Source organism: Crocosphaera sp. Alani8 (genome assembly GCF_038442745.1).
Taxonomy (GTDB): Bacteria; Cyanobacteriota; Cyanobacteriia; order Cyanobacteriales; family Microcystaceae; genus Crocosphaera.
Genome location: NZ_JARVCN010000080.1, coordinates 1 through 11,483 on the forward strand (window position 1 = coordinate 1; position 11,483 = coordinate 11,483).

Sequence of the window (11,483 nt, forward strand, 5' to 3'; positions counted from 1 at the left end):
AACTGGTTTGCTCATTGCTGTTACTGTACCTCATAACTGTGGGAAATGCTATATACCATCTGTATTGATAATGGATAATGCACCAATTCATAGAAAAACTATGATTAGATTAATAGTAGAACAAGCAGGACACGAAGTAGTATTTTTACCAAAATATTCTCCTGATCTTAATGATATTGAGCATGATTTTAGTGCTTTAAAACGAGCAAGAATATATGCTCCCGTGGGTACATCTATCGATGATATTATTAGAGCCTATTGTAACAGTTAGTGTCTCATTCTTATTTTAAATGACTATACACGCTTAAATTTAGACGTTTTAGCATTTTTTTGAGGTTTTGCTTTAGGAAACATTTCTTTTAACAGTTCTTTATCATTACAGATGGCCGCAAGTGTTTCTGCGTCATATCTACGAGTAAAAGGATAATCGCAGTCTCCTTTTAAATTCGCTCTAGCTTGTAAAATACCCTGTGAATTAAGAGAACCAGCTAAAGCAGATTCCACTTGGTAAAAACTAAAGGTTACTGTTAGTAAGAAAAACACTGCTATGACAAGTCTTTTCATCATGATAATCTCCCTAATTTCTGACTTTTAACATACAAAAGTTTCTTCAATATGAATAATATAAGTCTTTCAATAACCATTCAACCTAACTTTAGGAAGTTAAGAAAAAAGTTAAGAACATAAAATTTATAAGCCTATTTACCTAAATAATTTTAATGTTTATATTATCTACGCCCACAACAGTCACCAGTTTTCTTTTGACTTGAACCAATAACGGATAAGTACCTGCACAAAAATAAGCATTGCTGTGAGGTAAGCAGGGGATCAGGGAAAAGAGCGACCCCGCGCCCTTTTACGGCGCAAGGGAATGTGCGAGGAAGGAAGCAGGGAGAAGTACGACATAAGGCGAGGTTCCCTCTCCATTGGAAAGCGCACCTTAAGGGGTGACAACTAATTTACATTTCTTAATCCAGTTTAGTGGAATTGTTAAAAAGTGAGCCATTACAATGTTAGGCAATTTAATTCAATCATTAAGATGTAGATGAAGATAAAATCTACCCTACGAAAATCAATTATTACTCTCATGGGAACTTCACTGCTGGCCTGTGGAGCTTCCTTCGAACAATATCAAAAGTTCTCCGCAGCAGGACAAGAATACGCTGTAGCTCTTGATAGTCTATTAGTGACATCTGGCAATTATTTTGTCGATGCTAATTCAGAAATTTTACTTCGTGATGATTTTGGTGAACCCACGTTAGATACTCAAACTTATAATCAAATCACAACAAATGATAAACAATGGCTAGAGTTAATCGCAAGAATGCGTGTACATACACACGACTTTACCACTTTATACTAGTCCTGAACCTATCAGTGATCCTGATACTTGGATAGAGCAACGGCGCAATATTCGCACGATGACTATTTCTGTCGAAGCTTTAAAGAATGCTGCTCAAGCTTCAGATGAGTTTAAAAAATCCTTTCAATTGTTATTAGAAGACAAATTTACCCTTGCTCGCGCTAATGCTCTTTTGGCTGACATTGAATCTCTGATTAAAGTTGCTGAAGACATCAAAAAAGCTACTAATTCATCTACAACAGGAGAGTAAATCTCATGGAAAATTCAGAAATTGAAACCAAATTAATAGAGGCTAGGTTAGAATTCCTCAAGGAAATTAGTCGGATTCAATCACAGTTATATACCCCTGGGATTGAAAGTCGGTTTCAAGATGAACAAGAAAAAAGAAAGTTTAAGCTATTTCGTCTACAATGGTCTATGTATGTCCAAAGAGTAGAAATCGATATTCTTTCAGTTTTAGTTGATAAGTTAGAAGAAAATGAGTCGGCTTTTAAAAGTGGAATTGAAGCCATTAATGGAGAGGTTCAAAACATAAATAATACAGTGGGTTTTTTGAATCTTTTAGAACGTGGACTCAAAATTTTGGAGAGAATTATCGATTTAACAATCTAGATAATCATACCAGAAAAAGCGATCTCCAGGAGATCGCTCTTGTTTTCATTCCATAACTTTAAGCAAAAACAAAGTTATCGGCACTTAAACCATTAGCATTGACCCCAAGCAGTCTAGCTAACTCGTCTCCTCCCGTAGTTATTAAAGTATCTGCGTCTTGTTGTGTAATACTCAAATCGTCAAAACCAATCCCTAAACCTGCTAAACCTATTACATCTTCCCCACTGGTAAAATCGGTGATGATGTTAGCTGCGTCAGGTATTTCTGCCGTGGCGATCCAAAATTGATCGGCACCAGCACCACCAGTAATGATATTATCCCCACCTGACAGAGCAAAGAAACTATCGTCCCCATCTCCTCCAAATAAGCGATCGCCTTTCCCTAGGATCAGGGTATCGTCACCGGACTGTGCATAGATACGATTGTTGTCATTGGAAACCTCCGATGAGTCTATAGAAGCATCGATAAGATCGTTAGAGTCACCAGCAAAAATTAATTGATTTTTGCCTTGGACTTCGATAACATCTTCCTCTAAGGAGCCAAAAAGCTGAGTAAAATCCGGGCGGGGTGGTTGCGGTGGAGTTACTGGTGCGTCATCATCTTCTATGGTCAAAGTAACAGAATCGGCTTCTTCGTCCACTATATACCCTTCACCTGGTTCTACTCTCAGGGTTATCTCTTGTGAACCTTCAGCATCATTATCGTCAACAACTGGCGTGATAATAGTCCCTACTTGTTCGTTCAGACGAAGAACAAGCCCACTTATATCATCATTGATACTCACTAGCTCGACATTATCGAACTGTGTTGATAATAAATTAAATTCTCCTAGAGCGTTGGCAACATCACTGTCGATACTAACAACTAAACCTCCATCGGGTACGGGTGCGCTGGAAGTCAATGTAATTGTTAGTTGAGTTCCTTCTTCTTCTCTGAGAACGGTTTCTGTCGTCTCTATACTGACTGTTATGGGTTCTGGGATAGTATCAGAAATTACGATCGCCTCACCCATCATTAAAGGGTTGATGACATAGTCACTAATGGTTTCTACGGTTTCAATGGCAGCCAAGTCCGTTGCACTGATTTCCTCTCTGGTTTTCAGTTGGTAGGTAATCTCGATGGTTTCTTCTGTAATCTCATCCACAAGAACAGGTAATTCGATTTGAGCGTTATCTTCAAAGATTTTGACAGCAAAGCCACTCGAATCATCGTTAAGCACCAGGGACTCACCCCCTGTTACTACAGCATCCTCTAAGATAAATTGTGCCAAAGATTGAGGGGTTTCGCTATCGATGTAGACGTATAATCCTTGTTCTGGGATGTTATTAACTTCAAAAAAGAGGGTCAAAGTATCTCCTTCGGATACTTCAGTAGGAAAAGCTCCTAAGGCCACATTGGCAGGAATCTCATCAAACACTTCCACAAGGGTTTCTGCCATGAATGGGTTGATTGTATAGTCGCTAATGGTTTCATCGGTTTCAATAGCAGCTAGATCAACAGCACTGATTTCCTCTCTAGTTCTCAGTTCGTAAATAATCTCGATGGGTTCTTCTGTAATCTCATCGATAAGAACAGGTAATTCTATTCGAGCATCATCTTCAAAAATTTTGACAGCAAAACCACTCAAATCATCGTTAAGCACTGGGGACTCACCCCCTGTTACTACCCCATCCTCCAAGGCAAATTGTGTTAAAGCTTGGGGGGTTTGACTATCGACATAAACAAATAATCCTTCTTCTGGGATGTTAGTAACTTCAAAAGAGAGAGTAAATGTATCTCCTTCTACTACTTGAGTAGGAAATGATCCTAACCCGACATTGACTTCGGGATCATCAGATAACCCATCCACGATGGTAAAGGTGCTGTTTTGGAAGTTGGGATCAACTTCGTATCCTTCTCCTTCTCCCAAAATAAAAGTAGCAGTTTCTTCTTCTTCTGCTTCTCCATCGTTCAATACAGGTAACACTATTTGGGTAGTTTCTTCCGTCAAGGTTAGGTTAAATTCTTCGTAAGCACTTGTATTGCCCACGGTGGAAATGACTCCTTCCCTAAAAGCAGAGATAAAATCATTGACCAACTCTTCGTTAGATTGACCATTTACCAACTCAACATAGGTGAAATCGTCTTCGGACGAGTACCACATATTTGCGTTGAAACCTACAGTTACCCCTCGATGACCAACCACGGTACCGAGATCTGGGGTTTCAACGCTGATCATTCCTAACCCATAGGAAAATTCATCTCCAGTATCCACTAGGGTAAACATCTCTGTTTGACTGGCCTCAGACAGCAAATCTCCTTGATATAAGGCTCGCGCAAAGGTGGTTAAATCTTCGGGATTGGACACAATTGCGCCTGTAGACCAAGCGGCAGAAGGATTAACAATGGATGTATTGTCTAAAACTCCGTCTTCGTCAAAATCTATGTAACCGCTAACATAACCCCCTGGTATTTCTTCTTCTCCTGCAAAAAAGGTGTTTTCTAATTCTAAAGGCTCAAAAATGCGCGATCTTATTTCTGTGGCAACATTATTACCAGTGGCCGCTTCGATGACCATTCCTGCCAAAATATAGTTAGTATTGGAATATTCCCAGCCTTCTCCTGCATTAAAAAAGGGGGCTACCCCGTCAATGAGTTGTATCAGTTCTTCTGGTTCCCAGTCCCGAAGCAAGAGTGTAATATTTGTAGCAGCTTGGTCTAATAAGGTGAAGACGTATTCTGCAATGCCACTGGTATGATTGAGTAGTTGCCTGATGGTAATGGTTTCAGCATTGGGGATGATATCTGTGACTTCTGCAGTTAACCAGTCGGTTAGGGTATCTTCGAGGGTTAAGGTTTCTGCTTCTACTAACTTCAAAATGGTGGTAGCAACAAAAGGTTTAGTAATGCTCCCAGCTTCAAAGCGATCGCCTGGATTTAATGGGGTATTATTTTCTATACTGCCTAGGCCACTAACTTCCGACCAATTACCCAAAGGTGAGGTAATGGCAATAGCTGCTCCGGGTACGGTTTCGGTAACTTTTTGAGCTAGGGTTGTTTCTAGTAATGATGTAACTTCTGAGTTGAGCTGCAGTTCTCCCCCTTCTATTTGGAGTTCTCTGAGATTGAATTCTGATAAATTGGGACTATCTACAGTTACGGTAATTCCTGGTTCTGATGGGGTTTCACTGACAGCGAAGTTAAGCAGAGCCGCGGTTTGTTGAGATTCGATTAATAATTCGGGTTCACCAGTTAAAAGGATTAAACTTACTTCGGGTTCCATTGTTGTTAAGGAGTTAGTTTGTTAATAATTTTTTTCAAATACATACATATAGTATTACAAAAAGTTAAGAGATGTCCTACTGCTGTTATTGCACTATTTAATTCCAATACTTTCTAAAGCGAGATTGACATTTTTCCTGACAGAGTTAGCAGAAATATGTAATGCCTCTTGTTCTTCTGATGTTAATTTTACTTCTAATATTTTCTGAACGCCACCACAACCCAAAAAGCAGGGAACCCCGATATAAATATCATTCAATCCATATTCTCCTTGTAGATAAGCCGCCGTTGGTAAGAGACGAGATTGATTTTTGATAATAGTTTCAACTGTAATACAAGCAGAAGAAGCTGGCGCGTAGTAAGCTCCTCCTGTTTTCAATAATTTAACCACCTCAGCCCCCCCGTTACGGGTTCTTTCTATTAACCGATTAATAGTTTGGGAGTCTAGTAATTCTATGATGGGGATGCCGTTGACGGTACAATAATGGGGTAGAGGTACCATCAAATCCCCGTGGCCTCCCAATACCATAGCAGTCACATTAGCTGGAGAAACCCCCAATTCCATAGCAATAAATGTTTGCAGACGGGAAGAGTCCAAAACACCAGCCATTCCCATCACTCGTTGTGCTGGTAGACCGGTAACTTTGTATGTCAAGTAGGTCATCACGTCGAGAGGGTTGGTAATGACCATAAAGATGGCATTGGGAGAGTATTTAAAGGCTTTCTCAGCTACGTCAGCCACGATTTTAGCATTAATTGCCAAAAGGTCATCTCTGCTCATACCAGGGGTTCTGCCGCGGCCTGCGGTAATTACCACTAAGTCTGCGTTGGCTGTCTCTTGATAGTCATTGGTCCCCACCACTTGACAACTATAATTTTCGAGTCCTTGAGCTGAGGTTAAGTCGAGGGCAATACCTTGAGGAAGTCCCTCAATTACATCCAAAAGGACAACATTAGCTAGGTTTTTTTGGATGATACGTTGGGCTAGGGTTCTTCCGACATTTCCTGCGCCAATAATAGCCACACGAAGAGATTGACAGGGAGGGAGGGAGTTATAAGAGACAGTCATAATTGTCACAAAGTAAAAGTTTACTCTACCGCTTCTAGTTGATCGAGGCGTAACCAAACATTGGGAGTGGGGACATAAAATCGGATTAAGGCGTATTCGTCGTTCATATCTAAAATTTCCCCTTTGCTCTCAAAGAGATAACTGGGAAAACGGCTATCGCTGGCCGTTGCTTCTGTGCTATTTTCAAGTTTTTCTTTAATGACACGCACTAATGCGCCTTTTTTAAGTTTAGCTGGCATATATAGTTCCTTTACTCTCAATTTTTAGGGCTTGTTTTTTATCTTACCAAGTTTTCTCCTCAAGATTAATCCTTACCTGCTTCCCCTGCCTCCTCTGCCTCCCCTGCCTCCCTTGCCTTCTCAAGATGATCATCTACTTTTTAAAGAGGATTTGGTATGATGGGTGACTCAGAGATTTTGTTGGTAGGAGTTTCGCTGTTATTCTGCTAAAATAAGTTTTAAAAATTGCCAGTTAATTATGATTAGTATTATTACTCCTGTTTACAACGGAGAATCTTTTATTGAATCTTGTATTAAGGTTGTAATTGAACAAAATTGTCCTGATATTGAACATATTATTGTTGATGGAGGTTCTCAGGATAAAACAATTGCTGTTGTTAAAAAATATGCTGAAAACTATCCTCATATTCGCTGGATTTCTGAAGCTGATCAAGGTCAGTCCGATGCTATGAATAAAGGGATTAAAATGGCGAAAGGGGAAATTTTAGCAATTTTGAATGTTGATGATTACTATCAACCTAATGTGTTGAATCGGGTTCAAACAATTTTTGAAAACTTGCCTAAAAATAGCTTTTTAGTCGGTAACTGCAAGGTTTGGGATGAAACTGGGAAGGTAAAGTTTATTAATAGACCTGAGAAATTGAAGTTGAAAGAACTATTATTGGGTTGGTCGATTAATCCTCATCCCATTAACCCCGCTGCCTACTTTTATCATAAGTCTTTACACGATGATATTGGTTTATACGATGTTGACGATCACTATACAATGGATGTAGATTTTCTATTAAGAGTCGTCCAAACAGCTAACCTTCAATATAAAGATGAAATTTGGGGTAACTATCTAGATATAGAAGGAACAAAAACTTTTAGCGATCGAGAAAGTGGACAAGGGGTAAAAAGGATGGAAAACTTGTTTAATAAGTATAATCAACAGTTATCATTCCTTGAAAAATTACAAGTTAAGGTTAAAGGTTACTGGTTTAAAAAAGTCTGGAGTAAAGTCGAATACTTTGAAAGACACCCGGATGAAATACCTTCAGTAATTATTCAAAAAATTAATGTCTTTACAAAACCCAACTCGTGATTTACAATTCATAAAATTAAGTATTTCTAATCATATTAAATCTCTTATTAATTAAGAACATGAATTTAAGCCTATCAGATACTTTGAATTTCATGGAAACTGAGTCCCCTGTGTTTATAGTGGGCGCACCTCGAAGTGGGACTAGTTTACTTTATCGAATACTTCAACATCACTCTAGTTTAAAATTACAAAATATTCAGAATTCCTCTAAAGTGCAACTGACAGAATCTTTAATATTTCAATAACCTTACAAAATTTTGGGTTCTGAACAACTAAACTATATGCTTGATGATAGGGAAAAGTAGAATCAATTTCTTGATTCTACGTAAGGATTCAGGTCAAGGAATTAGGAATTAGCGAAGGAAACAAACAATTCGGATGACCAACTTTTGCCATTAATGACTTCTCGAAAAAATCAATAACTAAACTTCCCTGACGACGACAAGTTTGCACCACAGTCAACAAGTTTGCTGTTTGTTTAAATCGTTCCATGCTTCTTGAACCGCCACTAACTTTTCGTTTTGTGATGGCTAATCTTAAGGATCTTTCGGCCAAATTATTATCAGGAGGAATTTCTGGATGCTCCAGAAAATACCACCATTGCTCAGCCTTTTGTTGCAGGTTCCGCAAGAGTTTTCCTGCTTCATAACCAGCTTTTGGTTTCCATTTTTGAAGAGCTATCCTTATATTATCTTTGAATTGGTTTACCCAAACTTGATAACTATGCCTATCGGAGTCCTTTTGCCAAATACGAGCTGAGCGGAAAGCTTCATCGATTAATTTGAGAAAAGTTTGACCGATCACTTGGTTATATTGACCTGGAGTTTTGGTTAGTTTTTTGAAATGACGACGTAAATGAGCCAGACATTTTTGCCGATGCTCCAACAGGATAACAATTGTAAACTCCTAAATCATCACTACTTAAAACGCCACCATATTCTGACCCTAGCTGCTCACAGAGTTCAGCACGCCCCCTAGTATCAGTAGCCCGAAATAGGCAGAAAAGCTGATCGGTAAAAACCCAGAGCCATTCTATCAATTCTTCCAAATCCTTTTCGAGTTTTTCCCTTATGTCCAGGTTGTCCCCCTGGCTTTCTTTTCTTATCCTTATCATCTTCAGTTTCTTTAGCTTTCTCAGATTTATTCAATAAGTCTGTTGATGGCGGTTTTGATGAAGTTTGGCTGTCTAAATCTCGGCTCAGTTTTAACTTTTCTATTTCTTGTCGCAGTTGTTCGAGCTTGTTCTGTTGAGTCAAAATAATCTGCACCAACTTCGATTTTGACAGTTGCTTTAATTCCTCTGGATTTAGCTGTATTACTGGTTCACTTTGACTCATACCGTTACTTTAGCGCAGTCAGACTGTTTGTCAATATTGGCTACCTGAATCCTTACGATAATTTAATTGATCAACTACAAAATGCTGTTCTTGATTATAATATTTTTGCAGGAGGATTTGAAGCATTCTTAAATCGCTTGCAAAATATTTTAGACTCAGAAATATTAAGACAATTACCATTTATTGGAGATGAACTTGATACAGCTAATTCCTTCATAAAACAGAAGTATTTTTCTGGGAAATTTCTGAAGATACAGAGTTCATCTTTGACTTAGGGGTTAGCTTATCAGAAGGAGCAGGACTATTAGGATAATTATTTTTCTTAGAATTAGAAGCAAGTAATACCATTTTAGATGAAGAAGAATCTTCTAAAGACTATAACGAAGATGGTGATACAGAAGATAGTTTTACAACAGGTTTTTCAAGATAATTAACATTAGATATTATGTCTATTTTTGGTGATAACAAAATTACAATCAATGAATTGAATACGCTTGAATTTGATATAGATATTGAAGCAGATGCGACTTTAGCACTTCATTTAGATTTAGGAAAAACAAGCGATGATTTACCTAGTATTGAAACAGATTTATTCATTCATGCACCTATACAACTTGACTCAAATTTTGATACTGGTCTGATCATTTCTCTCAATAATATCGAGTTGAATGCAAGAGAATCTATACAAGACACTCTTGGTTTTTTTGTACAAAATGTAAATACTTATATAGGGTTTGCTGAAAAAGTAACTCAAAAAATTAGGAGGACAAAAGCCAGTAATTTGCCTCTAAATTAATAACTTTAACTGCTACAAAAGAATTAATAGAATAAGTTTTCATTATCACATTCTGTTTATTTAGTTCAAATGTTTTGTTAGTTAAAGAAAATGATAAAAAAGGCAATAAAAACTGCCGAAGCAGTTGGAAAAGATTAACTACTAAAAATGTAATAGCAATAGCGGTTTCCGAGGTTTCTTTTAGCTTAGTTTTAACCAAATCTAGACTAAATTTTCTCTTCGCTTGTCCAAATTTTCCTTCAATTCTATTCCTAAATGCTTCATCTATTCTAGTTTGCCACTTGCTCCGTCCTATACGCTGAGGAAACCTCAGCGCGGGCGGTGCGCTTTTATCTTCTTCACTGATGTTCTTAGGGGGTCTTCCTAAACCGAGTCCACTTAGTCTAATTCCTCTTTCTTTACACCAATCTTTATTAGCTTTACTTCGATAAATTCTATCTGCATGAACTGATGATGGATAATAACCATAAGTCTGCTTAAATTTTTCAACTTGTCCTTGTAAGTCCCCAGATTCATTAAAATTTTCCCAACTTATTCTGTCTAAATATATATAATTATCTATATAGCTTATAGATAGTTTTGCTCCAAACTCTGTAGGTTTTCCTGCTTTTCCTCTCACGATAGGTCGAATATGCGGTTGAGTTATACTGACGATTCTTTGGGGAACACTTTTGGTTCCTTTTTCCCACATCTGGAGTTGCTGTTCATAGACTTTTTTGACAGCTTCTAGAAGATTTCTTTGTCTTTTATTTAGACTTTTTAATGTCGCTCCCTCTAAGATTAGCTTCTCTATACTGACTAGATTTCTTTCAATATACTTAAGTTGTTTTCCAATCGCTTCTTTAACCTCTTTTTTAGTAGAACGACGGTTTTTCACTATTCTTAAATACTCTTTTCTAGCTATATTCCGATACGTTCTTGGCTTTTGCTTGAGTCTCGTTCTTATGGGTTTATAGAGACTATCTATGACCTGTTCAGTTGCTTTTCTTCCTTGATTTAATATTTCTAAATCTGTCGGATATTTTATATCTCCAGGGGCGCAGGTGGCATCTAAGATCAGTTTACCTTTATTTTCCCTCTCTCCTATTTCTTCAGGTTCTGAGCTTGACTTTTCTTCTTTTTGCTCTGTCTTCTCTCTTCCTCTTTTGACCATTTCTTCATTAATTTGGTTGACCAGTCCCACGGTAATTCTTTGTCTAAAATGCACCATCATTGAGGCTTCAAACGGGGCTTCAAATGTATAGGTTTCTAAGCCGATAAAGTATTGTAGATATGGATTTTCTTTTATTTGTTCTACTGTTTCCCTGTCGCTTATTCCTAGTTTTTCTTTAATTATTAAGGCTCCCAATGCCATCCTAAATGGTTTGGCAGGCGCACCCTTTTCCATTTTAAACTGTTTGGAATATTCTTCTTCAAATTCACGAGCGACCCCGCGCCGTCGTACGGCGCAAGAGAACGCGCGAGTCAAGGTATTAGCTCGGCCATGATTACCCAACGATTTTCTGCCGATAACTTAGTTCCTGGCAATAGTTCAAATTTTTCTGGAGTAATTGGCGATCGCGGTTCTTTACCGTACATTTGTTTTAGTTGACCAGGTGCAAGAAGCTTTTACCAATTTTAGGGCTTTTTGGGGGTCTTTGGCTGCTTTTTTGTTGTACTTTTCGGGAGCTATAGCAATCAGGAATGATTTATGAGAATGAAGATGGGGTTTTTTATAGAGCA

At 38.0% G+C, this 11,483-nt stretch carries 12 protein-coding genes and 2 pseudogenes; 8 read left to right on the plus strand and 6 right to left on the minus strand.

The window, feature by feature from the left end; all coding sequences use genetic code 11:
* Window positions 1–271 (plus strand): transposase (locus P9B04_RS06065; protein ID WP_342054104.1); only part of this gene is annotated, 271 nt, incomplete at its 5' end.
* Between the two features lie 23 nt (window positions 272–294).
* Here P9B04_RS06065 and P9B04_RS06070 read toward each other — a convergent pair.
* Window positions 295–567, minus strand: a complete 273-nt coding sequence (locus P9B04_RS06070) for a hypothetical protein (protein ID WP_342054105.1) — start codon at window positions 565–567, stop codon at window positions 295–297.
* A gap of 520 nt (window positions 568–1,087) precedes the next feature.
* Between P9B04_RS06070 and P9B04_RS06075 the strand changes: the two genes are divergently transcribed.
* The 3 genes from P9B04_RS06075 to P9B04_RS06085 are packed head-to-tail and all read left to right on the plus strand — an operon-like array spanning window position 1,088 to window position 1,975.
* Window positions 1,088–1,363 (plus strand): hypothetical protein, encoded by a 276-nt coding sequence (locus P9B04_RS06075; protein WP_342054106.1) that lies wholly within the window; start codon window positions 1,088–1,090, stop codon window positions 1,361–1,363.
* On the plus strand, window positions 1,329–1,613 hold the full coding sequence (locus P9B04_RS06080; protein WP_342054107.1) for a hypothetical protein: 285 nt from the start codon (window positions 1,329–1,331) through the stop codon (window positions 1,611–1,613). Before P9B04_RS06075 ends, P9B04_RS06080 begins: the two co-directional genes overlap by 35 nt.
* A gap of 5 nt (window positions 1,614–1,618) precedes the next feature.
* Window positions 1,619–1,975, plus strand: coding sequence for a hypothetical protein (locus P9B04_RS06085; protein WP_342054108.1), 357 nt, complete (start codon window positions 1,619–1,621; stop codon window positions 1,973–1,975).
* Between the two features lie 58 nt (window positions 1,976–2,033).
* On the opposite strand, the gene P9B04_RS06090 is transcribed toward P9B04_RS06085, so the two are convergent.
* From P9B04_RS06090 to ndhO, 3 genes are all read right to left on the minus strand, one after another.
* Window positions 2,034–5,237: a serine hydrolase gene (locus tag P9B04_RS06090; protein ID WP_342054109.1), complete on the minus strand. Its 3,204-nt coding sequence runs from the start codon at window positions 5,235–5,237 to the stop codon at window positions 2,034–2,036.
* Window positions 5,238–5,330: 93 nt separating this feature from the next.
* Window positions 5,331–6,305, minus strand: coding sequence for a malate dehydrogenase (mdh, locus tag P9B04_RS06095; protein WP_342054110.1), 975 nt, complete (start codon window positions 6,303–6,305; stop codon window positions 5,331–5,333).
* A 20-nt stretch (window positions 6,306–6,325) separates the two neighbouring features.
* Entirely contained in the window at window positions 6,326–6,544 is a 219-nt protein-coding gene (ndhO, locus tag P9B04_RS06100; protein ID WP_342054111.1) for an NAD(P)H-quinone oxidoreductase subunit O, read from the minus strand.
* Window positions 6,545–6,782: 238 nt separating this feature from the next.
* On the opposite strand from ndhO, the gene P9B04_RS06105 reads away from it, so the two are divergent.
* Both P9B04_RS06105 and P9B04_RS25125 read left to right on the plus strand, forming a co-directional pair.
* Complete coding sequence (locus P9B04_RS06105; protein ID WP_342054112.1) at window positions 6,783–7,628, plus strand: glycosyltransferase family 2 protein; 846 nt, start codon at window positions 6,783–6,785, stop codon at window positions 7,626–7,628.
* Between the two features lie 92 nt (window positions 7,629–7,720).
* The gene (locus P9B04_RS25125) at window positions 7,721–7,873 is read left to right on the plus strand and encodes a sulfotransferase (RefSeq protein ID WP_446717972.1); all 153 of its coding nucleotides are present in this window, start codon (window positions 7,721–7,723) and stop codon (window positions 7,871–7,873) included.
* Window positions 7,874–7,961: 88 nt separating this feature from the next.
* On the opposite strand, the pseudogene P9B04_RS06110 reads toward P9B04_RS25125, so the two are convergent.
* Window positions 7,962–8,965, minus strand: a pseudogene (locus P9B04_RS06110) (IS66 family transposase).
* Here P9B04_RS06110 and P9B04_RS06115 point away from each other — a divergent pair.
* Window positions 8,908–9,240 (plus strand): hypothetical protein, encoded by a 333-nt coding sequence (locus tag P9B04_RS06115; RefSeq protein WP_342054114.1) that lies wholly within the window; start codon window positions 8,908–8,910, stop codon window positions 9,238–9,240. The pseudogene P9B04_RS06110 and the gene P9B04_RS06115 sit on opposite strands and share 58 nt — an antisense overlap.
* A 170-nt stretch (window positions 9,241–9,410) precedes the next feature.
* The gene (locus P9B04_RS06120) at window positions 9,411–9,761 is read left to right on the plus strand and encodes a hypothetical protein (protein ID WP_342054113.1); all 351 of its coding nucleotides are present in this window, start codon (window positions 9,411–9,413) and stop codon (window positions 9,759–9,761) included.
* Here P9B04_RS06120 and P9B04_RS06125 read toward each other — a convergent pair.
* A pseudogene (locus P9B04_RS06125) lies at window positions 9,724–11,339 on the minus strand (IS5 family transposase). The gene P9B04_RS06120 and the pseudogene P9B04_RS06125 overlap by 38 nt on opposite strands.
* Between the last annotated feature and the right edge of the window lie 144 nt (window positions 11,340–11,483).

Coding starts and splice junctions, on each gene's coding strand:
- P9B04_RS06070 (WP_342054105.1), bottom strand. CDS start 567: ATGATGAAAAGACTTGTCATAGCAGTGTTTTTCTTACTAACAGTAACC.
- P9B04_RS06075 (WP_342054106.1), top strand. CDS start 1,088: ATGGGAACTTCACTGCTGGCCTGTGGAGCTTCCTTCGAACAATATCAA.
- P9B04_RS06085 (WP_342054108.1), top strand. CDS start 1,619: ATGGAAAATTCAGAAATTGAAACCAAATTAATAGAGGCTAGGTTAGAA.
- P9B04_RS06090 (WP_342054109.1), bottom strand. CDS start 5,237: ATGGAACCCGAAGTAAGTTTAATCCTTTTAACTGGTGAACCCGAATTA.
- mdh (WP_342054110.1), bottom strand. CDS start 6,305: ATGACTGTCTCTTATAACTCCCTCCCTCCCTGTCAATCTCTTCGTGTG.
- ndhO (WP_342054111.1), bottom strand. CDS start 6,544: ATGCCAGCTAAACTTAAAAAAGGCGCATTAGTGCGTGTCATTAAAGAA.
- P9B04_RS06105 (WP_342054112.1), top strand. CDS start 6,783: ATGATTAGTATTATTACTCCTGTTTACAACGGAGAATCTTTTATTGAA.
- P9B04_RS25125 (WP_446717972.1), top strand. CDS start 7,721: ATGGAAACTGAGTCCCCTGTGTTTATAGTGGGCGCACCTCGAAGTGGG.
- P9B04_RS06120 (WP_342054113.1), top strand. CDS start 9,411: ATGTCTATTTTTGGTGATAACAAAATTACAATCAATGAATTGAATACG.